The sequence below is a fragment of the uncultured Mailhella sp. genome, assembly GCF_944324995.1.
Lineage (GTDB): Bacteria > Desulfobacterota > Desulfovibrionia > Desulfovibrionales > Desulfovibrionaceae > Mailhella.
Window position 1 is genome coordinate 1 of sequence record NZ_CALUYL010000012.1, and the last position, 24,465, is coordinate 24,465.

The 24,465-nt window shown below is 56.6% G+C and carries 19 protein-coding genes; 18 read left to right on the plus strand and 1 reads right to left on the minus strand.

Features of this window, described 5'->3' with window-relative positions; genetic code table 11:
* From Q0K02_RS06470 to galE, 17 genes are all read left to right on the plus strand, one after another.
* The coding region (locus tag Q0K02_RS06470) for a molybdopterin cofactor-binding domain-containing protein (protein WP_294486323.1) at positions 1-453 on the plus strand (453 nt) is incomplete at its 5' end.
* Between the two features lie 102 nt (positions 454-555).
* Positions 556-2,889, plus strand: a complete 2,334-nt coding sequence (locus tag Q0K02_RS06475) for a pyridine nucleotide-disulfide oxidoreductase/dicluster-binding protein (protein WP_294486332.1) — start codon at positions 556-558, stop codon at positions 2,887-2,889.
* 29 nt (positions 2,890-2,918) lie between these two features.
* Positions 2,919-3,134 (plus strand): DVU_1557 family redox protein, encoded by a 216-nt coding sequence (locus tag Q0K02_RS06480; RefSeq protein ID WP_294486334.1) that lies wholly within the window; start codon positions 2,919-2,921, stop codon positions 3,132-3,134.
* Positions 3,134-3,877 (plus strand): DVU_1556 family methyltransferase, encoded by a 744-nt coding sequence (gene trsM / locus Q0K02_RS06485; protein ID WP_294486336.1) that lies wholly within the window; start codon positions 3,134-3,136, stop codon positions 3,875-3,877. Before Q0K02_RS06480 ends, trsM begins: the two co-directional genes overlap by 1 nt.
* Positions 3,878-3,998: 121 nt before the next feature.
* On the plus strand, positions 3,999-4,463 hold the full coding sequence (locus tag Q0K02_RS06490; RefSeq protein WP_294486339.1) for a DVU_1555 family C-GCAxxG-C-C protein: 465 nt from the start codon (positions 3,999-4,001) through the stop codon (positions 4,461-4,463).
* 1 nt (position 4,464) lies between these two features.
* Positions 4,465-5,841, plus strand: coding sequence for a radical SAM (seleno)protein TrsS (gene trsS / locus Q0K02_RS06495; RefSeq protein WP_294486342.1), 1,377 nt, complete (start codon positions 4,465-4,467; stop codon positions 5,839-5,841).
* Complete coding sequence (locus Q0K02_RS06500) at positions 5,838-6,938, plus strand: DVU_1553 family AMP-dependent CoA ligase (protein ID WP_294486345.1); 1,101 nt, start codon at positions 5,838-5,840, stop codon at positions 6,936-6,938. Before trsS ends, Q0K02_RS06500 begins: the two co-directional genes overlap by 4 nt.
* The gene (locus Q0K02_RS06505) at positions 6,907-7,950 is read left to right on the plus strand and encodes an XdhC/CoxI family protein (RefSeq protein WP_294486347.1); all 1,044 of its coding nucleotides are present in this window, start codon (positions 6,907-6,909) and stop codon (positions 7,948-7,950) included. Before Q0K02_RS06500 ends, Q0K02_RS06505 begins: the two co-directional genes overlap by 32 nt.
* 112 nt (positions 7,951-8,062) lie before the next feature.
* The gene (locus tag Q0K02_RS06510; RefSeq protein WP_294486348.1) at positions 8,063-9,205 is read left to right on the plus strand and encodes a DVU_1551 family NTP transferase; all 1,143 of its coding nucleotides are present in this window, start codon (positions 8,063-8,065) and stop codon (positions 9,203-9,205) included.
* Between the two features lie 1,093 nt (positions 9,206-10,298).
* Entirely contained in the window at positions 10,299-11,162 is an 864-nt protein-coding gene (locus Q0K02_RS06515; RefSeq protein WP_294486350.1) for a tyrosine-type recombinase/integrase, read from the plus strand.
* Positions 11,163-11,177: 15 nt separating this feature from the next.
* Entirely contained in the window at positions 11,178-12,251 is a 1,074-nt protein-coding gene (locus Q0K02_RS06520) for a glycosyltransferase (RefSeq protein WP_294486352.1), read from the plus strand.
* 454 nt (positions 12,252-12,705) lie between these two features.
* Positions 12,706-13,809 carry a UDP-galactopyranose mutase gene (gene glf, locus Q0K02_RS06525; RefSeq protein ID WP_294486354.1) on the plus strand — a complete coding sequence of 368 codons (1,104 nt, stop codon included), beginning with the start codon at positions 12,706-12,708 and terminating at the stop codon, positions 13,807-13,809.
* A 120-nt stretch (positions 13,810-13,929) separates the two neighbouring features.
* Positions 13,930-14,919, plus strand: coding sequence for a glycosyltransferase (locus Q0K02_RS06530; protein WP_294486357.1), 990 nt, complete (start codon positions 13,930-13,932; stop codon positions 14,917-14,919).
* Between the two features lie 20 nt (positions 14,920-14,939).
* Positions 14,940-16,001, plus strand: coding sequence for a glycosyltransferase (locus tag Q0K02_RS06535; protein ID WP_294486360.1), 1,062 nt, complete (start codon positions 14,940-14,942; stop codon positions 15,999-16,001).
* A gap of 49 nt (positions 16,002-16,050) precedes the next feature.
* Positions 16,051-17,841 carry a Coenzyme F420 hydrogenase/dehydrogenase, beta subunit C-terminal domain gene (locus Q0K02_RS06540; protein WP_294486362.1) on the plus strand — a complete coding sequence of 597 codons (1,791 nt, stop codon included), beginning with the start codon at positions 16,051-16,053 and terminating at the stop codon, positions 17,839-17,841.
* The gene (locus tag Q0K02_RS06545; RefSeq protein WP_294486479.1) at positions 17,828-18,523 is read left to right on the plus strand and encodes a polysaccharide pyruvyl transferase family protein; all 696 of its coding nucleotides are present in this window, start codon (positions 17,828-17,830) and stop codon (positions 18,521-18,523) included. Before Q0K02_RS06540 ends, Q0K02_RS06545 begins: the two co-directional genes overlap by 14 nt.
* Positions 18,524-18,574: 51 nt before the next feature.
* On the plus strand, positions 18,575-19,591 hold the full coding sequence (gene galE, locus Q0K02_RS06550) for a UDP-glucose 4-epimerase GalE (protein WP_294486365.1): 1,017 nt from the start codon (positions 18,575-18,577) through the stop codon (positions 19,589-19,591).
* Positions 19,592-19,931: 340 nt separating this feature from the next.
* Here the strand turns inward: galE and Q0K02_RS06555 are convergent, their stop codons facing one another.
* Positions 19,932-20,843 carry a hypothetical protein gene (locus Q0K02_RS06555; RefSeq protein WP_294486367.1) on the minus strand — a complete coding sequence of 304 codons (912 nt, stop codon included), beginning with the start codon at positions 20,841-20,843 and terminating at the stop codon, positions 19,932-19,934.
* 141 nt (positions 20,844-20,984) lie between these two features.
* On the opposite strand from Q0K02_RS06555, the gene Q0K02_RS06560 reads away from it, so the two are divergent.
* Positions 20,985-24,245, plus strand: a complete 3,261-nt coding sequence (locus Q0K02_RS06560) for an AsmA family protein (RefSeq protein ID WP_294486370.1) — start codon at positions 20,985-20,987, stop codon at positions 24,243-24,245.
* The last annotated feature ends 220 nt before the right edge of the window (positions 24,246-24,465 follow it).

Here is a 24,465-nt window from a genome sequence, read left to right on the forward strand (position 1 = left end):
CCCTTCGCCTGCTACATGTACGGTCTGTTCATGGCCGAAGTGGCCGTGGAACTCGCCACCGGCAAGACCAAGGTGGAAAAGATGACCATGGTCGCCGACATCGGCACCGTGGTGAACAAGCTCATCACCGACGGCCAGATCTGGGGCGGCCTTGCTCAGGGCATCGGCCTTGCGCTGTCCGAAGACTACGAGGACATCAAGAAGCACAGCACCATGCTCGGCGCCGGCATTCCTTATCCCAAGGACATCCCGGACAACATGGAAATCATCTACGTGCAGAGCAAGCGTCCCGACGGTCCGTTCGGCGCTTCCGGCACGGGTGAAATTCCGCTGTGCGGCCCGCATCCGGCCATCATCAACGCCATCTACAACGCCTGCGGCGTCCGCATCACGCACCTGCCCGCCTACCCCGAAAAGGTGCTGGCAGGACTGAAGGAAAAGGCCGCCAAGTAACTTGATCATCCGGGGTCGGAGAGCTTTTTCGGGCTTCTCCGGCCCCGCCCTTTTTCTGCCCGGAGCCGCTTCGGGCAGTCTTTTCTTTTTTCGAGGTACGCCGTGCTGGAACAAAGCCAACTTCACGCCGTCGAGGCCCGCTGCACGCAGGAAGCCGCGCCCCGCTGCCGCACAGCCTGTCCGCTGGACATGGATGTGCGTTCCTTTCTTGAATGCCTTGCCGCGGGCAAGGTGCGCGACGCCCGCAAACTTCTGGAGCGGCATCTGCCTCTGCCCGGCGTCATGACCGCCGTGTGCGATCATCCCTGCGAAAACGCCTGCCTGCGGCGCGATCTCGGCGGCGGTCTTGCCGTATCCGCGCTGGAAAAATTCTGCATGAGCGCCGTTTCCGCACAGACAAAACCGCTCATCCGGCCTCCCAAAGGCCAGAAGCTTGCCGTGCTCGGCTCAGGGCTGGCGGGTCTTGTCGCCGCCTTCGACATTTCGCACAAGGGCTTTGCGGTCACGGTCTATCACGAAGGCGAAAAAGACGAAGCGCTCCTCCGCGCCTTTCCTTCCCTCAACGCCGCCGTGGCGGAAGAGGAGCTGCGCGCGCTGGAAAAATTTCATGTGAGCTTTGAGCGCGCCGCTCTCGACGAAGCGCTTCTTGACCGCTGCCTCGAAGATTTCGGGGCCGTGTTTGTGGACGCCTCGGTCTGCGCGTTTTCCCCTGCGCGCGAGAACATCGACGCCGCAACGCTGCTCTGGAAGGACAAGGTCTGCTGCGGAGGCTGGGCCAGCCGCACCCCCACGGGGGCGAGCTATGCCTCCGCGTCCTCACAGGCCGGAGAAGGCCGACGGGCCGGAATCACGCTGCAACGCGTTCTCACCGGCGTTTCGCTGGTGGCTGCCCGCGAAGGCGAAAACAGGGAAAACCGCCTGCACACGCCGCTCGACGGCGTGACGCCTCTCTCCCGCGTTCTGCCCTCCGGCGACGCATACACGGAAGAAGAAGCCCGGCGCGAAGCCGACCGCTGCATCCGCTGCTCCTGCATGCAGTGCGTGAAGGAATGCCCGTTCCTCCAGAAGTACAAGGAATTTCCCCGCGTCTATGCGCGCAAGCTCTACAACAACGCCTCGGTGATACGCGGCACCCGCACGGCCAACGTCATCATGAACGGCTGCGCTCTGTGCGGTCAGTGCGAAGTCATCTGTCCCGAGCACTTCTCCATGGCCGATCTGTGCCTTGCCGCCCGGCGCGACGCCGTGGAGCGCGACGTCATGCCGGCCTCAGCCCACGAATTTGCGCTGGAAGACATGGCGCAGGCCTGCGGCCCGGAAAGCGCCTTTCTGCTGGAAGACCCCACCCTTGCCGCGCAGGGCAGGCACGCCGCGAGCCTGTTTTTCCCCGGCTGTCAGCTGGCGGCCTCGCGGGGCGGGCAGGTGCTTGCCATGTACCGCCATCTGCGCGACCATCTGCCCGGCGGCGTGTCGCTCTACAGCACCTGCTGCGGCATTCCCGCGCACTGGGCCGGACGGGAGGCCCTTTTCCGCGAGCACGCCGAGACGCTCCGCCGCGACTGGGAGTCCTGCGGCAAACCGGAAATTCTTGCCGCCTGCTCTTCCTGCATGACGGCGCTCAGGCTGGCGCTTCCCGAGGCGAAGATCACCTCGCTGTGGTCGAAGCTCGACTCGCTCATGACCGAACCTTTTTCCAGCCGCGCGCCCCGCGTCATGAACGTGCAGGATCCCTGCGGTGCGAGGCATGACGCCGAATGGCAGAGAGCCGTGCGCTCCCTTGCCGCCAAGGCGGGCATACGCGTGGAGGAGGCCGCGCGCACCGGCGACGAAAGCGCCTGCTGCGGCTACGGCGGACTGGTATGGAACGCGCAGCCGGACGTGGCCGACGCCCTCGCCAAAAAGCGCGCCGGAGAATTTTCCCTTCCCGTGCTCACGTCCTGCATCATGTGCCACGACCGCTTTGCCGCGGAAACGGAAAGCTGGCACCTTTTCGATGTGCTTCCGCAGACCGCGGAAGAAGGCGTACAGGCCTCCGCGCCCGGCCTTTCCGCACGCCGCGCCGGACGCGCGGCGCTGAAGGAAGCGGCGCTCGAAGAATTTCTCGGACAGAAGCCCGACGCTCGAAGCCACGAGGAACCGATTCTGCTGCGCATTCCCGAAGACGTGCGCGAAGCCATGGAACGGCGCTACATTCTGCGTCAGGACGTGGTTGCGGCCATTGCGGGCATCGAAGAGAGCGGGGCCAAGTTCCTCAACCGGGAGAACGGCCACATTCTCGGCTCCTGGAGGCCGCGCAACGTGACCTTCTGGGTGGAGTACACGGCGGACGACGACGGCGGATTCACGCTGGTCAAGGCGTGGTGCCACCGCATGGTGGTGGCCGGAGCCATTCAGCCGGCAACGAAGGTCGTCATGGAAGAAAAGGTACACGCCTGAGCCATTGACAACGCAAACGAGGTTTTCACATGAGTCTGGAACCGAACTTCACCACGGACGACGGCGACTGGATATGTGCGAAGTGCCATGTGCCGCTTGAGCAGATCAAGGTGCAGGCGCTCTACATGCACAGCGCCTTCGACGTCATTCTTCCCCGCTGCCCTTCCTGCGGACTGACGCTTATTCCCCAGTCGCTGGCGGAAGGCAAAATGGCGGAAGTGGAAGCGCTTCTGGAAGACAAGTAATGAGCGCAGCGGCATCTTCCCTCTACGCATCCTCCGTATTTCAGAGCATTGCGGGCGGCGCGTGGCGTCCGGGCGGAACAGCGCTCACCCGTCACGGCCTTGAGCTGTGCGCTCTTGCGCCCGGTTCCACGGTGCTCGACGTCGGTTGCGGAAGCGGGGCCAGCCTGGCGCTTGTGCGGGAACTCGGTCTGAACGGCACGGGGCTGGACAGGGAATGTTCCCTCACCGAGCCCTTTCCCTTCGTGCAGGCCGACGCGCAGAATCCGCCCTTCCCCGACGCCTCCTTCGACGCCATTCTGTGCGAATGCGTGCTCTCGCTCCTGCCCGACGCGGGGCAGGCGCTGCATCGCTTTGCCGAAATTCTGAAGCCGGAAGGAAAGCTGCTGCTTTCCGATCTTTTCGTGCGCGGCGGCGAGCCTTCCGCACCGCCTTCGCCCGGCGCATCCTGCCTTGCGGGCGCGCGCACGCGGCAGGAAACGGAGCGCCTCTTGACGGAACACGGCTTTGCCCTGCTCCATTTTGAGGATCACACCGCCAGTCTGAAGGAACTCGCCGCCCGGCTGCTCTGGTACGGCGACGAGAGCGTGTGCGGCTTTCTGCGCGGAGGGCGCGGAGCCGAGGCCGGCGCCTCCCGCGACTGTGCCTGCGGCTCGCTTCGCCCCGGAGGACTGCGCTACGGCTACGGATTATGGATAGCCGCCCCTGCGCGTAACACATCACGAGGGGGCGCGCAAGAGACCTGAATTTCATAGCCTTGCCTTCCGCCCGCGGCATCTCGGAGCGCCGGAGTGCTCAGCTCCGGGCCCGCCCTTCCGGCAAGCCCTTTCCGAACCCAAGAGTTTCAACGTTTTCAAGGAGTCCGTCATGAACGCCCTGTTATTGGATCTGCTCCCCTATGTACGCAAAGGTTATTGCTGTTCCCAGCTGCTTCTTGCGCTGGCAAGACAGCTCGACGATACGGAAGATCCCGGGCTCATGTGCGCCATGCGCGGCCTGTGCCACGGCATAGGCCAGTCGGGAGGCCCCTGCGGACTGCTTGTCGGCGGCGCAGCCGTGCTCGGCTGGCTCTCCAGCAAAAACGAAGAGGAACCGCATCCCATGATCGACGCCATGACCAACGAATACGCCACATGGTTCATGGAACGGGTGAGCGCCTACGGCGGCACGGGCTGCGAAAACGTGTCCGCCGGACTGGCCGCAGCCGCGGGCGAGCCTCTTCCCGAAGGCGGCATGCCGCCCATGGAACTCTGCGGCGATCTGCTCGCGGAATGCTGGGAAAAGCTGCTGGACATCTACGAATCCTACGAACTCGACGGCGTGAGGAACTGACATGCTGCTTGCCCAGACTCAGAGCCTGTGCCCCGTGTGTCTGCGCCTTGTGGATGCGGGCTATTACCTTGAAGGCGACACCGTCTATCTTCGGAAGCGCTGCCCGGAGCACGGCGAATTTCAGGTTCCCGCCTGGAAACAGATCGAGGGCGCGCCCGCCTTTGCCGACTGGCGGAAGAATCCGCGCATTCCGGCCTATCCCGCGCATCCCGCCACCGCCGTTTCCCGCGGATGCCCCTATGACTGCGGTCTGTGCCCGGAACACGTTCAGCACACCTGCACGGGCCTCATCGAAGTGACCATGCGCTGTTCTCTGGGCTGCCCCGTGTGCTACGCCCGCGCGGGAAAGGCTTCCGAGGCTCCGTCGCCGGAGGCGGTGGGCAGGCAGATGGACGCGCTTTCCCGGGCGTCCGGGCCCTGCAACGTGCAGCTCTCCGGCGGAGAGCCCACGGAGCGCGACGATCTTCCCGAGCTCATCCGCATGGCAAAGGAAAAGGGATTTGCGCTCGTGCAGGTCAACACCAACGGTCTGCGCCTCGGCAGGGAAGCGGGATACGCCGAATCGCTCCGGGCCGCGGGACTGGATTCCGTGTATCTGCAGTTCGACGGCGTGGACGACGCCGTGTACCGCACGCTGCGCGGCCGCGACTGTCTGGCGCTCAAAGAGGCGGCCATCGAGGCCTGCGGCCGGGCCGGGCTCGGCGTAGTGCTGGTATGCACGCTGGTGCGCGGCGTCAACGACGGGCAGGTCGGCGATCTTCTGCGCTTCGCACTCTCGCGGGGCGGTCATGTGCGCGGCCTGCACTTTCAGCCGGTGTCGTCGTTCGGGCGCTTCCCGTGGGACATGGGGAACGCCCCGCGCATCACGCTGCCGGAACTCATGGTCTGCCTGGAAAAGCAAAGCCGCGGCATGGTGAAGGCCTCGCACTTTCATGCGCCCTCCTGCGAGCATCCGCTCTGCTCCTTTAGCGCCGTGTATGCCAGAAACAGCGACAATTCGCTCGGCGAACCCGTGGGCGCGGCCTGCTGTTCCGGCGGAACCTCGACGGCCGCATCTCCCCGCGTGGTGGACAACGCCGAAGGTTCCCGCGCCTCGCGCGCCTTCACGGCCGCACACTGGGCCTCGCCCCGCAAAGAGAGTTCCCTGAACGACGCCTTTTCCCGCTTCCTTGCCCGTTCGGGAGCAGAGCGGCGTTTCACGCTTTCCGCCATGGCCTTTCAGGACGCCCTCAGTCTGGATGTGGAGCGCGTGCGCGGCTGCTGCATCCACGTCGTGGCTCCCGATGGCAGAATGATTCCCTTCTGCCTCTACAATCTGACGAGCTTCGACAACATTCCTCTTTACCGGTCCGCGCCGAAGGAGGATGCCCGGTCATGACTCCGCCTCTTTCTCCCTCACGGCTGGACGCCTGGCTTGACGCCGAGTGCGGCGGCAATCTGGCCGTTCCGCTTCCCGAAAGGCTGGAGGCCGCGCGTCTTGAAGCCCTGCGCCGCACCCTGTGCCGCGCCTTTTCCCTCAGCCGCTGGTACAAACGCACGCTCGCCGGCTGCAATCTCGACATCGACACGGCGGCCGATCTTGCCAATCTTCCCTTCACCACACCGGAAGATCTGCACGACTACCGGGAATTTCTCTGCGTGCCGCAGGGAGACGTGCAGCGCATCGTCACGCTCCAGACCTCCGGCTCCACGAACGCTCCCAAGCGCATCGCCTTTTCGGAAGGCGATCTGGCCCGCACGGCGTCGTTTTTCGCCGCGGGCATGGCGCAGCTCGTGCATGAAGGGCAGCGCCTCATGGTGCTTCTGCCCGGCGCGCAGTGTCCCGACGGCGTGACGGATCTGCTCCGTCAGGCGCTCACGCCCTCCGGCGTGGACGTGGTGGCCGGTCACCCCGAGGCCACAGCCGAAACGCTGCGCAACGATCTTTCCCGCTGGCATCCGCAGTGTCTTGTGGCCGCGCCGCATCAGCTCGACGCCCTGCTCGACGCCTCCCGAGACGATACCTTCCGCCGCCTCGCCTCATGCGTGGAAGGCATTCAGTCGAGCGGCGACATTCTTGACCTGTCCGTGCGCGACGGACTGGAAGAAGCGCTCGACTGCGTGGTGCTCGACCATTACGGCATGACGGAAACCTGCTTCGGCGGGGGTGTGCAGTGCATGGCGAAAAACGGCTATCATCTGCGGGAGCTGGATCTTTTTCTGGAAATACTGGATCCTGTGTCCGGCAAACCCGTTCCCGAAGGCGAAACCGGAGAAATCATACTGACGACCCTCAACAGGGAAGCCATGCCCCTCATCCGCTACCGCACCGGCGACGCCGCAGCCTGGCTGCCCGGCCCCTGTCCGTGCGGCAGTCCCATGCGTCGGCTTTCCCCGCTGAAGGGCCGCTATGTCCGTATCGACGGAGCGCCGGTGCTGCGCCTCGTCCGCAAAGGAGGTTTTTATGCAAGAACTGCTGCATCTTCTGTGTTCTGAGCTCGCGGCGGGACGCCCCGCCGCTCTGGCCACCGTGGTGTTTCAGGCGGGCTCCGCTCCCCGCGGCGCAGGATCCCGGCTGCTCGCGGGCCCGAAAGGACTGCTCGGCGGCACCACGGGCGGAGGACTGGCCGAAGCCAGAGTCATCGAGGCCTGCGCCAGGGCCTGCGAAACGCAGGAAGCCTCGGTGCTCGACATCGCCATGGACGGCACGCTCGCCGCGCGTTCGGAAATGATCTGCGGCGGACAGGTTCGCGTGCTCATTGAGCCTTTTGCGCCAGAAAACAGAGAACTTGCAAACGTGGCCTCACTGGCCGCCGCCGCGGCGAAAGGCGCGGGATGCCGCATCGTCCGCCCCTACGCTTCGACGCGCACGTCCTGGACGCTGCTGTACGACGACGGCTCCGCCGCCGGAGTCCCCCTCGACAACGCCGCAGCCAAAACGCTGCTTGCCGCGCCTCTGGACGAAGCCGCCCTCGTGCCCTGCGGCGAAACCGTGTATTTCTGCGAACGCTGCCAGGCGCCGGAACGCATGATCATTGTGGGCGGCGGGCACGTTTCCCGTCCCACGGCGGCCATTGCCGGACTCACCGGATTTGCCGTCCATGTTCTCGACGACAGGCCCGAATACGCCAACAGCAGCCGCTTCCCCAATGCCGAGGTGCATGTCACGCCGGAGTACGCCCGCTGTTTTGACGCGCTTCACGTCACGCCCCGCGACTACATCGTCATCGTGACGCGCGGCCATCTGTTCGACGGCGTGGCCGCGGCGCAGGCGCTCAGAACGCCCGCAGGCTACATAGGCATGATAGGCAGCACGCGCAAACGTCAGCAGATTTACGCCAAACTGCTCGAATCCGGCTTCACGGAACAGGATCTTGCCCGCATTCACGCGCCCATCGGCCTCGACATCGGTGCGGAAACGCCCGAAGAAATCGCGGTCAGCATTCTGGCCGAGTGCATTGCGGTGCGCCGCCACGCTCCCGCCCCCGTGACATGGAGAAAAAAATAAGCGATCATGAACCCAAATCCGGCGGAAGCTTCCATCCTGCCGCCGAATTCAGGCCGCGCGCCGCTGCGTCCCGCATGCGGCGTTTTCTTCAACCTCAACTTGAAGTTTTTCCATGATCGCTTACGCACTTATTCTGGCCGCAGGCTTTTCCACGCGCATGGAGCCCCACTTCAAACCGCTGCTTCCCCTGCCCCTGCCGGGCGGCGAACGCAGCGCGCTTGCCGCCGTGTGCGCGCTTTATCAGTCCGAGGGCGTGAAACCGCTGGTGGTGGGAGGCAACCGGGCCGACCTCACCCGGCGCGAAGCCGAATCCGTCGGCGCGGCGTTCACGCTCAACAGGCATCCGGAGCGCGGCATGTTCTCAAGCATCCGCGCAGGCATGGCCGCCCTGCCGCCGGAATGCACCCACGTGTTCGTGCATCCCGTGGACATTCCGCTCGTCCGGCGCATGACCGTGCGCACGCTGCTCGACGCCGCCGACGGTTCGGACACTCCGCCGCTCATTCCCTGCTATCAGGGCCGGGCCGGACATCCGCCGCTCTTTCCCGCTTCCGTCAGGCACGCCGTGCTGAATGCAGGCGACGACGGCTGCCTGCGCACCGTTGTGGAGAGCCTGTGCCCGGTTTCGGTGCCCGTGGCGGACGCCTTCATTCTCCGCGACATGGACAGTCCCGGCGATTATGCGGCCCTGTGCGAACTTGCACCCCGGCAGAACATTCTCTCGCCCGAGGAGGCGGAAGAACTCCTGCATGTCCGTCACGTGCAGGAGCGGGGCGTGCAGCACTGCCTTGCCGTCGGCCGCGTGGCCGCCCGCTTTGCCTCGACGCTGAACGAGGCCCGTCGCGCGAGGGGAGAAAGACCGCTCAGCGAAGCCCTGGCCCGGGCCGGGGGCATGATTCACGACGTGTGCAAGGGCGAGCCGCATCATGAAGCCGCCGCGGGAGCACTGTTTCGCAGATGGGGCATGGACCCCATGGCGCGTCTGGTGGAAGATCACCGCGACATGACCGTTCCCGACGCGGAGCCGCTCACAGAAAGAGAAATGGTGTTTCTTGCGGACAAATTCGTGCGCGGAAGCGAAGCCGTGCCCCTGAGGGAGCGCTTTTACAGCAAGATGGCCCGCTACTCCGAGGACCCGGAAGCCGTGGCCGCCATCACCGGACGCATGGAGCGCGCCGAGGCCATGGCCGACCGCATGGAAAAGGAATGCGGCCGCAGCCTTGAAGAACTCGCCCGCGAGGCGCTCGCAAAGTAGCCGCGGCAAGACAGCAGGGACGGGCTCCGGCCCCGCTCCGAGACATCGCCGTTTTCCGGAGGCCTCGACGGAGAACACCCCCCGCTGTACACGGCAAAAAGGCTCCTGCCTGCCTCGACAGCTTACGCCTACAACAGGAAAACACACATCTTGCAAGCTGAAGGTTGAGAGCTTGAAATTCGTTACCCACTCTATTTACTTCAATTGGATATAAAAGATACGCTTATATCTCCTTTTATTTTTCCAACCCTATTTCCAACATTCGAATATAAAATTCTTCTAATTCCTAGCAGAACTTCAGCAGAGGTCCTATCGACATGGTCGGTATGACCTCTTATATATCTGCAAGCCACTATTACAAGATACACTCTACCATGTACATATACGACCTGCTATCTTCATTCCAGTCAATGATAGCCCGTAAAAAGTCTTTCATGGTATGACATCCTCAACTGTGCTCCGCGTGTATCATCGGACAGTGATGCCTGATATACTCAGCTATCTTTGTCTTATTTTCTCCTACTGTATGATATCGCACAAACAGCACAAAAATCTCGATTTCGTATGTGCTAACTTCTTTGTATCACCCATTGTAATCTTCGTTTGATTTGCTTATGGGCGCAGCTGCCAGAGCACACCTCTTTTTTAGCAAATCACAAGGAGTGTTGATAGCTTACACATAACCATAAATTTTTTGAAACTATCATACCGGCTGAGTCTGGGCTTTTCTCTAAAAAAATTCCGACGAGATTTGAATTCCACATAAATGTTTTAAAGTAATATCTATATATTTTATATGACTTACATTTGACCTGAAGACATTTTAAGAATGTGAGCATAACCATGATGAAAAGCGGAAAGAAGAATTTTTTATTTCAGATCTGGCATTTTGGGCACTGAAAAAGCCAATATATTTTTTTGATAACATGTCGAAAAAGTGTACTTTTTTGACACTCATAATAATGTCAGTTCCTTTCCAGACCTATAGCAGGGAACATCCGAAAATTCCAGCAAAAAAATAACGTCGATTTTCATTCGTTCCTCGCCAACCAAAAAGTACACTTTTTGGACGCTCCGATTAAAGGATTCGCGTATGGCAGGGGGAAAACATCGCCTCATCACAAGTTGTGTGAGGGATATCAACAGGCTGTGTCTGTTCGAGGAGTTTGTTCGGAGCAGTTATCTTCCCTACGTGCAGCAAAATAAGCGGAGCTGGAAGACCGACGAGCGCTATCTGAACCGGCATATCCTGCCATACCTTGGTAACTGCGCTCTGACAGAAATTTCCGAAAAAAAACTCGGGAAATGGCTCTCCAGTTTGGAAGCCAACGGCCTGGCTGCCAGTTCGCGTTATCGCCTGTTCTGGCTCGTCAAATATATTTTGAATTTTGCCGTGCGGGTGGGAGCGCTCAAGAGCGATGCCGCCTTCCAGAATATGGTTGTGCGCAAGAACAAGCCACAACGAGCTCCTGAAATTCTTACGCCGGCAGAAGCATTGAAGCTTGTTCATCTGCTTGAGGAATATGCCGATCGTCCCAGTGCGCAGGCCATTCATCTGCTTTTGCTTACCGGGGCCAGCAAGTCAGAAATTCTCTATGCCCGCTGGCAGGACGTGCATCTTCGCCGTGCCGTTCTTGCCACAAAGATGACCTATACGGGGCAAAGCAGACTTATTCCCCTGAACACTGAATCAATCAGACTCATTCGCAGACTTCCCCGTCGCAAAGATGTGCCGTGGCTCTTTGCGTCATCTTCCGGGCAGCGTCTCACTTCTGTTTTTTATACCTGGAATATTCTGCGCACCAGGTTGGGAAGGCCGGAACTTCGTATTCAGGATCTCCGGCACAGTTTTGCAGGTTTTCTTATGGATATGGGCATTCATCAGACTTATATGTATAGTTTTATGGGTAACTACATGCCAATAACATTGAAAACTATTTATGATACTACAATATAATAATTTATAAAATCCATGAATAAACATTATCCTGTCATTTCTGTTATTATTCCAGTCTACAATGTCGAGAAATATATTGCTCGATGTCTGGACAGTGTGCTTAATCAGAATTTTTTTAATATTGAAATTATCTGTATAAACGATGGCTCTACGGACAGATCTTTGTCTATACTTCACGAGTATGCCGCTAAGGATTCACGCATTTGTATTATAGAACAGGATAACCGTGGTGTTTCTGCAGCTCGCAACGCCGGACTTGAGGCTGCAAGAGGAACGTGGGTCGCCTTTGTGGACAGCGATGATGAGGTTCTGCCCGACATTTGGACTACGATTCTTGAGGAGGTCGGTACAGAAGACGCTGTTTGCTTTAGTGCTGAAGAAATACGCATAGATAATGGTAGGCAGATACCAGTTAAATCTGGGTATTTTGATGTTGCCTTCCAAGGTGGAAAGGTTTTGCAAGATGAAGACTTATTCAAGCTGTCCATGACAGTATGGGATAAGTTATTCCGTCGTTCAAAAATCGAAGCTTGCACACTACGCTTTCCTGGTGGCGTTCATTTTGAAGATAATGTGTTTGTCTTGAATTTTTTTATCCTTTATCGAAATGTCCGCTTCGAGTCCCGTAAACTATACCGCTATTTCAGACGTGAAGGCTCCATCATGGACAATGCATTCCATCAGAAAACGGGACAGGCTTTTGACTTAATTAGAATTCTTGAGCCTATTTATGATTTTTGGATGCAACATAAGTTCTTTCCCCAGAAGCAGCCAATATTTGAACGTATCTGTTTGCAACGTCTTCAGTTTGCTCTGGAAATTTGCTTACCTTGGGAGCGCGTGGGCCTCGTCTACGCCATGGCCAAGTATTTTCATGATCGGCAGTTAACACCAAAAAATTCATCATTGCTGAATATCTTTGACGGAAAAATCGAACTGCGTATTGGATCGTTTCCTGGTCGGAATATTTCTCTTCTTCACCTGAAACCGCTTCAGCGGATTCTCTACATCGGCAACGTTCAAGGCAGAAAGGTGTTCTGTCTTCTGGGCTTCATCCTGTTCAGCTGGAAAAAACATCAGAACCATTGAGAACGCCATGCCCCGCTGTATGCCATTCTCCGTCATCACTCCCTGCAGCCGGACAGAACGCTCCCGGCCGGGAACGCCCTCAGCCGTGTCTGCCCCGGCGCTGAAGAACAAAGAAGTTCTCTGCATCAACCATGCATCGCCGGACGACACGATTCCGATGCTCAAGGCCCGTCGTCAAAACGATGCCCCGGGGAAAATAATCCCCCGAAAAACCAGTCGGGGCACGACCGGCGTTTTCATCATCGTCCGGCAGGCCTTCCGCAGCGGACTTCTGTTCCAAGGAAGCCGATCCGCTGCACACCGGAATACCACAAGCCCTGACGTCTGACGCTTCAACACGACCGTGGCGGAACGTACATCTGCCGGACACCGACGGCTGGAGTCGTTCAGGGCGCCGCAGGCATACAGGTAAAAAAGCTGAAAAAACTCAAGGGAAAGGGGAACAGCAGTGACAGTGAAAAACATCATCGTGGGAGCCGGCATTTCCGGCGCAACCGTAGCCCGGGTTCTTGCCGACAAAGGCGAACAGGTGCTTGTGGTGGACAAGAAACCGCACACGGGGGGAAACTGCTACGACTATTACGACAGAAACGGCATCTGCATCCACAAGTACGGCACGCACATCTTTCATACGGACGTGAAGCCCGCCTGGGATTTCGTTTCCCGCTTCACGGACTGGCATCCGTACATGCACACGGTGGTGGGACTCATAGACGGCCGGCTGGTGCCCATTCCCTTCAATCTGAACTCCATGCGTCAGGTGTTCCCGGCAGCCTTGGCCGCACGCCTCGAAGACAAGCTCATCGTCCGTTTCGGCTTCAATAAAAAGGTCCCCATTCTCGAACTGCGCAAAACCGATGACGACGATCTCAACTTCCTTGCCGAGTACGTCTACCAGAAAGTTTTCCTCTTCTACACAATAAAGCAGTGGGGCGTGAAACCGGAAGAACTCGATCCTGCAGTCACCGGTCGCGTGCCCGTCTACGTGAGCCGCGACGACCGCTATTTTCAGAACCGCTGGCAGGGCATTCCGCAAAAAGGTTACACCGCCATGCTGGAAAAGATGCTCGCCCACAGGAACATCACCGTGAAGCTCAGCACCTCCTGGAACGACATAAGGCAGGAATGCCGAGACTGCCGCATTTTCTACACCGGTCCGGTGGACGAGCTCATGGACTGGTGCTTCGGCGATCTGCCCTACCGCAGCATCACGCTCGAGTTCCGTGAATACGATCGCGAGTTCTTCCAGTCCCATGCCGTGGTCAACTACCCGGAAAACTACGATTTCACCCGCATAGGAGAATACAAGTACTTCCTTCGCGACGTCTCTCCCCGCACGGTGGTGTCGTTCGAGTACCCCTCGGCCTACCGCCGCGGAGTGAACGAGCCTTGCTACCCCATTGCCGGGGGGAAAAACGCGGCTCTGTATGAAAAGTACCTTGCCGCCGCCCGTGCCGAATACCCCGACATCCATTTTCTCGGACGCCTCGGCGACTACCGGTATTACGACATGGACAAGGCCGTTGCCCGTGCCCTCAAGCTCATGGAGAACCTGTAAGCCTGACGTATCCGTTCTAATACCGCGCGGCAATGTGGAAAAGCAGGCTTCGATTAAGGCAATCGCATAGCCTGCATTAAAATTTAAATTACTCTCAAGAGGATAGCAACACAGGATGGTATGAATAAGATGTCAGAAAACTCCATAAAGGTATCAATTGTCGTTCCGTGCTATAATGTCGAAAAGTATGTTTCACAATGCATTGAAAGCATATGTAATCAAACATTAAAAGACATAGAAATCATATGTATCAATGATGGTTCAAAAGATAATACTCTTTCGATACTTCATAATTTTCAAAATAAAGATAACAGAATAAGAATTATTGACAAAAAAAATACCGGATATGGAAACTCCGTTAATATGGGTATGGCAAAAGCCCAAGGAAAATATATCGGCATCGTCGAATCTGACGACTTTATCGAGCCGAAAATGTATGAAGAACTGTATCGTGCCGCAGAGTTTCAAAATCTTGATGTCGCGCGATGCTGCTACTATGAATATCATACGGCGGACAACAGCAATATCAAAAGATACTTTCCCTGGGTCCCCAAGAATACCGTTTTTTGTCCATTGAATGATGACCTTGCCCCCTTCTGGCAGCAGCCTACGATATGGATCAATCTGTACCGCAGGGCATGGCTTGAAGAGAACAATATTAAATTCCTTGAAACTCCCGGAGCCTCCTATCAGGATACCTCTTTCAGTTTCAAAGTCTACAGTCTGGCAAAAAGATTCATGATGCTGGATACTGCCTATCTGCACTACCGTGTGGACAATGCGGAGTCTTCAATCAACAGTAAAGGAAAAGTTTTCTGCATATGCGATGAATGGAATGAAATAAATAGTTTTCTTGACTCTCATAAAGAGATATATGAAAAAGTTAAATATATTATTCCTGCCATTCAACTTGGAAATTACAGATGGAATTATAACAGACTCAAAAAAGAAGATCGCTATTCTTTCATTCTTGTATGGCATAAAGAATTGAAAAAATACATAAAAAGAAAACAGCTAAAATGGAAAAATTTTACAAAAAAAGAAAGAAGACAGCTATTCTGCATAGCATATTTCCCGATTATTAAAAAATTATTCAATAATAATCTTTAATTTCAAGGAACAATACTGCAATGAACAATAAGATATCAGTTATCGTTCCTGTCTATAACACGGAAAGGTACCTGGGGCGGTGCCTCGACAGCCTTATCACTCAAACATATAAGAATCTTGAAATTCTTTGCGTCAATGACGGCTCCACCGACAACTCGCAGAAAATACTGGAAGAATATGCGGCAAAAGACTCCCGCATAACAATTATTGTTCAGGAAAATGGTGGACTTTCTGCCGCCAGAAATACCGGCATTTTCCATGCCTCTGGTGATTTCCTTTCCTTCATTGACAGCGACGACGAACTTGTTTCGTCCGCTTATGAAAAAATCATGGAGTGTTTTTCCGACGACATAGATGTCGTATGGTTTGAGCCTCGTATTATTTATGAAGACTATAAAATATATAAGCATATAGGACAAAGTGATGCTAATTATTACAATTTAAAGTACTCTGGAAGAACTTACATCACAGATAAAGTTCTTCTTGAGTCAGACGTCAATGCCTGGAACAAAGTCATTCGGCTCTCAAAAATCAAAGAAACAGGAGTATTGTTTCCCAAAGGCATGCTGTATGAAGACAGCGTCTTCTACTGGAACTTTTTTTCACTGGTGAAGAATGCCTTTTTCCTCAAGGAAAAACTCTATATTTATTATAGACATAGTCAGTCTATTATGTCCGACACTTTTGCCAAAAAACCCGGAAAAGCCATATGCCATATATATCTTCTTGACTTTATATATAATTTCTGGAAGGAGCACGATCTTCTCCAAAATCGAAACGAGACTCTGCAAAAAATATGCGTCTCCTATTTCTTCAATGCTTTGCGTAATGTCGCCGACTTTGAAAAGGCGCTTGTCGTATGGGAAATGTGCCAGCGCCTGCGTACATGGAACATTGGCCATGACTATGTCCCTGAACTTGAATGCATCCGTAACGGAAAGTACGATATTACATTTTGGCAGACGCACAACATATCGTCATCTTCCCCCCATCTCAAGCACCTTGAACGTATATTCTGCATAAAAAAAGAACATGGGAAAAAAATCGTTCGCCTCTTTACCAAAAAATTATTTACCATATAGCAATATTTAATTTTAGCGAATTACTGTTTTTCTTCACTAGGAGACCATCATGTCCTACACCATTGCGAAAATTACCCATGATACATGCACGGGATGTGGCGCATGTTACAACATATGCCCTTGCCAAGCCATCAGCATGACTTATGACAGTGAAGGATTTTTGTTTCCACACATCAATGAAAGATGCATAGACTGCGGACGCTGCCTTTCCGTCTGCCCTGTCGAACATCCCCTGCAGCTGCATCCCACGCCGCCGAGCTATGCCGTATGGGCCAAAGATGACATACGTCTCAAAAGCTCATCCGGCGGCATGTTTTCTCTGCTCGCCGACTATGTCCTGGACAAAGGGGGCGCCGTCTGCGGTGCAGTATACTCTGACGACTGGCAGACGATCCATCACGCATGGGCAGAAAATAAGGAAGAATTGGCAAAGCTCCGTGGTTCGAAATATGTCCAAAGCAATACTGAACTTTGTTACCAGACAGCAAAAAAATATCTTATCTCCGGTAGGGTAGTACTTTTTACTGGATGTGCATGTCAAATTGCTGCACTGTATAACTATCTTGGCAAAGACTATACAAATTTAATCACATCCGATGTTCTATGCCATGGTGCAAACTCTACTACAGCATATCAATCATTTTTAAAAGAGTTTACACAAGGAAAAGAAATAGAAAAAGTAGATTTTAGAGATAAAAAATTATTCAATTGGTCTTCTCCTACAGTTGTATATTTAAAAGATGGATCTATTAAAAAGTCTGCTTGGAACGAAGGAACATGGTATAAAGGATTTTTATCTGGAGTAATTAATCGATTAAGCTGTTCTACATGCGTTTACGCACGAGCAGAACGAGTAGCCGATCTTACACTTGCAGACTGCTGGCAGGTGCACAGGATCAATCCACACTTTGATGACAGAAAAGGCACGTCTCTTGTTCTTGTGAACAGCGAGAAGGGCAAGCGCATTTTTGATCTTCTCCGCCCGGAAATGACGCTCTGCGAACGCATTCCTCTGGAAGAAATCCGCAAGTATAACGGCCAGCTGAACTTTCCGACCCCGGCGCATCGCAGTCGTCGCTTCTTTTTCAGCCATCTCGAAAAGCTCGGCTACCATGCCGCTCTCAGCTACGGTCTCGGCCGTCGCTTCGACGTCGGCCTGGTCGGATGGTGGTTTGCGTCCAACTACGGCTCTTCCCTGACCTATTATGCTCTGGGAAGCCTGCTGGCCGAGATGGGAAAGCAGGTGCTGCTTATCCCCATCGGCAAAGTCGACGGACTTCCCTGGGAAAAAGAGACTCAGCAGACCATCGACTTTCTTTCCAAATATTTTTCGGTAGGCAAAAATCGCGATTTCGACAGAATGAACGAATTCAACGCATTCTGTGATTCATTCATGCTCGGTTCCGATCAGCTCTGGACGGCCGGAGCCTGCGGGCTGGTCGGCTACTCGTTCTTCCTGGACTTCGTGGCCAGGGACAAAAAGAAAATCGCGTTCTCAACATCATTCGGCCACAGTCATTTCAACGGTTCCAGAGAAGAACTGGACACTGCCCGAGATTACCTGACACGCTTCGACGCCATAAGCGTCCGTGAAAAAAGCGGCATAGCACTCTGCCAGGAATGCTTCGGAATGCAGGTAGAGCAGGTTATAGATCCCGTTTTTCTTTGTCGAAAAGAAGACTATGACAAGTTAACCGACTCTGTTGAGGCTCATCACCCCAACAAGTATCTGCTTTGCTACATTCTTGATCCCTCACCTGAAAAAGAAAAGGCGGCGCAGGAAATAGCAGAAAGAGAACATCTCGAAATCATTACTATTTCTCGGAATAAAAGAATATAAAAATGCTGTAAAAAACTGGCATGCAGGTTCAATTCTTCCATGTGTGACAGCAGAAGAGTTTCTACATTATATTAAGCACTGCGACTTTCTGCTTACCGATTCCCATCATGGAACATGCTTCGGTATTATTTACAGGAAGCAATATCTTGCGCTTACCAATGAATCACGAGGCAAAACACGATTTGAAACCGTAGCGGAGCTTCTGGATCTGTCTTCACGAATGCTTGATGCCCCGTATGATCTTTCGACAAAAAAAGATATATTTGAACCCATTGACTACGAAAAAGTTCAAATAAATCTTGAAAGAGAAAAACAAAAAGCGTTACTATGGCTAAAAAATGCTTTTAATAAAGAAACAAGATACGTGGAGTCTACATTAAATACTATTGACAACGACAGTTTTCGTAGAGACAGAGGCATTATCAATAGGATGAACTGGCTTGATTGGCGAGTCAACAAAGAACTGTATCATGAAATTGAACTTCTCAAAGAAACCATAAAAAAGCTTGAAGAAAAGAATAATTATAGTATTGAAAATAGTATCCATAAACCAAAGCGCGACGATCATAACATTCTTGAAAACATTATAAGCGTCAAAAATGAAGGAAATTACAAAGTTATACGATATTCAACAGGCGCATTTCAAGATTCAAAAGAAAGATGTATAATAAATAAGCAATAGAAGACATATTATACTATTATTACTTCTGTCATTCACTACTCAGAGGTTCTCATGCGTATTCTTCTTGCAGGCGGTGCAGGTTACATCGGTTCGCACACGGCCGTGGAGCTTATCCTGGCCGGGCACGATGTCGTCATTGTGGACAACTACAGCAACAGTTCTCCCGAGGCGGTTGAAAGAATAGAAGAAGTGAGCGGCCGTTCCGTTGTTGCCTATGAAGCGGACGTGCGTGACCATGATGCCGTGTGCAGCATCATGCGCGAGTACCCCGTGGACTGCGTGGTACATTTTGCCGGTCTGAAGGCGGTGGGGGAATCTGTGCGCAAACCCGTCGAGTACTACCGCAACAACATAGACACCACGCTCACGCTGCTGGAATGCATGCGGGAGAGAGGCGTTCACAACATCGTGTTTTCCTCGTCGGCCACCGTATACGGCGAGGAAAACCCGTATCCCTATGTGGAAACCATGCCGCGAGGCAGATGTTCCAACCCCTACGGCTGGACGAAGTTCATGATGGAACAGATTCTGGAGGACGCCGCCCGTGCGGATGCCGAACTTTCCGTCGTTCTTCTGCGCTACTTCAATCCCATAGGCGCCCACCCGTCCGGCCGCATGGGGGAAGATCCACAGGGCATTCCCAACAATCTCATGCCCTACGTGGCCCAGGTGGCCGTGGGACGACGCGACCATCTCACCATTTTCGGCAACGACTACCCCACCCCCGACGGCACCTGCCGCCGCGACTACATCCACGTGATGGATCTTGCCGCCGGACACGTAAAGGCCGTGGAATACACCGCCGCCCACAAGGGCACGGAAATCTTCAATCTTGGTACGGGCACGCCCTGCAGCGTGCTGGAAATAGTGCGAGCCTTTGAAGAGAACAGCGGCGTTCCCGTGAAATATGAATTCGGCCCCCGCCGCGACGGAGATCTTGCGGAATTCTGGGCCGATGCCGACAAAGCACGCGACGAGCTCGGCTGGACCGCCGCCCGCACCCTCAGCGACATGTGCCGCGATTCATGGAACTGGCAAAGGCAGAACCCAAAAGGCTATGAGTCCTGAGCCGAGTTCTTTCTCCCCAGAGCCCCAATGCCGCGAGCATCGGGGCCTTTTTTATTTTGCGAAGCGACTGAAATAAGACAAGCGCCGCTCAAAGCACGCCTTGAGCAAACATTTCATGCGCGTTGCCCGCGTGAAGCGTTTCTCTGGCGAGCAAGAGCCCTGCGCGGAGCCTCCAAAACTCACGATCTGGTGGACGCGCAATCCCCATCCCTCCCACTACAAAGAGTGCATGCTCTGCCTTCAACGTTTCCTCAGAGGGAGAAGGCACGCCGCGCGAAAAAGGCAAAGCGGCGTACGGGGTGAAAAAAACAAGCGCCCTGCCTGAAGGGCGCCTTGCATGCTACACGCGGCCGAGCACGAAATACACGCCCGCCACAAGCAGAACCAGCGCCAGAAACGCCAGCGAACGCTTCTGCATGGGCAGAGCGGCATGGGCCACGGCGTACCAGAGAAGCGCGGCGAGCGGCAGGCAGAGCATGCCCGCCGTAAGCGCATGGGAAGCGTACACTCCGGCAAAGGGAAGCAGCGCCAGCGCGCGTTCGGCGTCAACCACGGGCGTGAGCCAGAACATGGCCGCCGCGGACACGGTGAGCAGCAGCCCGGCGCAGAAGGCCTGCCGAGCGCGCATGGACAACGCAAAGGAATAATAGTCCCTGCCGAAGTCGTCGCGATTGCGGCAGAGAATGTGCCAGCACAGCGCCAGCGCGTAGGCTCCCGTCAGACCGAGGAACAGGGAGAAGGCCGCAAACAGCGCAAAGCCCAGACTCTGAAGTCCGGCCATGAGCACGAGAAAGGCCTGCACCGTCTCTTCCTCGCTGCCGGCTCCCGCCGTGAGCGCGCCGAGGCAGAAGCCCCAGGAAAGAATGCACAGCAGGCAGGCCGAAAGCGTGGAGGCAAGGCCGGAAAGCACTCCGAAGGCCATTTTGCCCGCGCGGCGGACAAAGAGCACGGCTACCGCGCACAGGGCCGCCACGGCGGAGGCCAGAACGAGGCACTCCCACACAAAACCCCACGGCCCGGTCATGAGCCTGTTGATCCATCCCCCGGCCAGCAGATCGGCGACAAGCGCCAGCGCAAAAAGCACCTGGAGCGCGGCCGTGAACGATTCCGTCTGACCGGCGCACTTGTCGTAGAGCGAGCGGCGGCGGACGGAGGCGAGTCTGTGATCCCACACGGAAACAAAAGGAAGCATGGCGCCGGAAAATCCGACGATAAGAAGCACGGCAAGTGCCGCGCAGGTAAAGAATGTCATGAGTACTCCTGTCGCCCTACCGACGTAATCACCGGCGGCGCCCTCTTCCTACTTGTGCAGTGACGGCAAGTTTTCTACTATGCGGGCAGCCCGGGCATGAAAGATCGGTACGAAATGTACCGCGGCCCGTCAAGAGGGAATATGCGCAAACCCCGTCCTGGAACGATTCTTCTGCTGCTGTGGGGAGTTTTTCTCTCCCTTGCGGTGTACGGCTATCTCGCATGGCTTCAGCCGTCGCGTCTGGCTTCCACCGTGTCTCAGATGCTGGAATCAAAACTCGACGTGCAGTGCCGCATCGGCGAAGTGTCGCTTTCCTTCCTTCCCGTGCCCACCATCCACGCCTCGGACCTCGCCCTGCTGCGCGGCAGCGTGGACGACGTGGAACTTCATGTGCGGCGCGCCCGCATTCAGATAGGCTACCTTTCCCTTCTCCGCCTGAAGCCCATCGTCCGCTCGCTTTCTCTGGAGAGCCCCACGCTCGACATCTCCAGCGATCTCATTCAGAAGCTTCTCAACAAAAAAAAGGCCGAAGCTCAGACCGAAGACGCCCGGCCCTTCTCGCTTTCCGATCTGCCCGGCATCACGGGCGTGCGCATCAGCGTGGAAAACGGCACCTGCCGCATCACCGGAGCCGAAGGCAAGGGACATCTCGCCGTTTCCGGCATCAACGTCGACGCCAGAATGCCGGGCCTTCTTCCCGGCCATCTGGACCTTGCCGTGGGAAGCCTGCGCTACACCACCTCCGCCGGGCTCGACGCCTCGGCGTCCGACACCCGCCTTTCCCTGTCGTCGCTGCGGCGCAATCATCGGGAAATGTGGCGCGGCGACGTCGCGTTTTCCTCCAACCTTCAGCTTGCCGCCCTCGACAAACTCATGGGTCACGAAATCGCCGGGCCCTACCGCTACTTTCCCATGCCGGAGCCGCTCAAGCTCTCACTGACGGGCGAATTTTCCGCCTCCCCGGAACAGTCGCTCTACAAGGCAAGAGGCACGGCGCAATCCTCCGCAACGCTCGTCATGAACGGCCATCCGGTGCCCATTTCCCTGTCCGTGCCCTTCGACGCGCAGAATGTCGCCGAAGGCATGGACGTAACCGGCGCCGACGTGCGCATGGGCGACGACAACGTCATCATTTCCGGTCATGTGACCGGCCTTGCCGACGGCAATCCCGTGCTGAACGGCCGGGCCGACATCCGCCACTTCAGCCTTGCCCGCTGGTTCGGCTTCGGGCAGGCCATGACCGCGGGCCTTCAGCGCGCGCTCGACGGCATCACCGGCTCCTTCGACGGCATGGAGCTCAGCCTGCGCGGCGTGACGGTGTCCAAGCTCAAAGCGCAGGTGCTGGGCATAGCGCTGGAAGGCTCGGGAAGCTGCCGCGACTATCTCAAGCCGGAAATTCTCATCAGCGGTCATGCCAGACAGGCCGATCTCAACAGCATCTTTCCCGAACTGCGCGGAGAATTTCCCGACATGTCGCATCTGCCGCCGCCCGTGCTTCCCCTGCACGACGATGACGAGGCGTCCCAGGGCTCTCCTCACGTGGGCTACGACATCCATATTTCCGCAGACAGCGCGGACATCATGAACTTCCGCGTGAGCGGAGCCGACGTACACGTAGTGCCCGCGCCTGCCGGGCATCCCATGCTGAACATTGCGGTGGCCGGTCTCTACGGCGGCAAGGCGACCTCCAAGGTGTACCTTGACGACAAGGTGCGCGTGACGGCCGACTTCGACCGCGTATCCATGGACGGACTTACCCGCGCCCTCGCCGGGTATCCGGCCCTGACCGGCCTCATGAAAAAAGGCTCGGCGGACATTTCCTTTGTCGGCGGATCGGGCCTGACCATACTGAGCACCCTCGGCGGCACCGTGAAGGCCAGTCTGGAAAAGGGCACACTCAATCTGGACAAAAACGCCTCCGCCCTGCCCTTCGCCTCGCTTGCCGTGAGCGCACAGGCCGTTGCCGCTCCCGGCAAGGATCTGAAAACGCTCCCGCCCGTCATGGACTTTCGCGGCAACTGGAACGTCGATCTTGCGTCGAAAGGCTGGTCCGTGTCCGCCGAGGCCAAACAGGCCGCGCTCTCGTTCAGCACCAAGAACGGCCTCCCCACGGCCATGCGCAGGCAGCCCGTTTCGATTCAGGCCACGCTCGACAAAAGCCTGAGCAGCCTGCTTGCCGACGACCTGAAATTCACCCTCGCAGGCAAGGGCAGCTACAGCGCAGACAGCAGAACCGTTTCCCTCGCAGACGCCACGCTCCGCCATCAGGACTTCACCCTCACGGGCAGCCTTTCCGCCTCGGACGTGCCCAGCAGGCTCTCGCTTTCGGGCAAGCTCGCCCTGTCCACGCCTTCGCTTCGCCGATGCGCGGCGCTCTTCGGCGTTTCTCTGCCCTCGCCCGCCGGAAAAAGCGTCTTCCGCAAGGCCGAGGCCGAAGCCTCCGTCACCGTCAGCTCGCAGATGCTCAGCCTCGACAAGCTGCACGGCTCCATCGACGGCACCTCCTTCAGCGGAAGCCTGCATCAGTCGCTTTCGGGAAGGCCTACCCTCACCGGAGCGCTGAACTTCCCCTTCCTCAATATCGACGACTACCGCTCCACGGAAGGCCGCGCCTCTTCCTCGTCCACGCCGCTGCCGCTCTCCTTCCTGAAGAACACCGACCTGTCCCTCACGCTCTCGGCCGACAGGCTGCGGGCCTTTTCCACCACGCTCGCCGACGTCTCCCTGCCCGTTTCCCAGAAAAACGGCACGCTGAGCGCGCCGCTCAAGGCGGTCTTCCCCGGCGGAGGACAGGCCGAAGCCCATTTTCAGGCCGCGCTTGCCGCCGATCAGAGCGCCGCGGACCTTTCCCTCGTCACCCGATGCCGGAACATGAACATGATGAACTTCAGCCGCGACAGAGGCCAGAAAACGCTCATCGGCGGCACCGGCACCTTCGACGCCTCCCTGCGCTCGCGGCAGAAGCACTGGGAGGACTGGAAACGCGCGCTCGGCGGCAAGCTCTCGCTTTTCGTCTCGAACGGGGCCATCGTGACGCCCGAATCCGGGCACGGCGACAGAACCCGAAAGGAATCCCGCACGGACTTCAAAACCATGTCCATGACGATTTCCCTTTCCGGCGGCGTGGCCTCCTGCCGCGACTTTCTCATCAAGGGCTCTCCCATCACCATCACCGGCGGCGGCACGGCCAGCCTCGCCACGGAAACCATCGACGCCGAGGCCACGGTCACGCTGGCGGGCATCCCGGAAATGCCTCTTTCCATCACCGGCAATCTCTTCTCGCCGAAAATCACCTACAAGCTGCTCGGCGCGGTAACCGGCACGGTAGGCAACCTGGGCTCCGGCGTCATTGATCTGGTGGGCGGCGTGCTGAGCGCGCCCTTCAAGCTGTTCATGAAGTAAATCCCGGAAAAACGCGCGGACTCCGACGACGCGCCTTTTTCCGGCATGAAGACGGCACGGCGGCTCTTCTCCCTTCCCTCACGCGAGCCCCAAAAACTGCCGGGTTCAGGCGGCATGCCCTTTTCCGTCCGCCCTCGGGCGCGGCGACAAAAGGCAAAAAAATACGCCGCCCCACTTTTCCCATCGGAAAAAACGGAAGCGGCGCATGCCGACGCAAAGA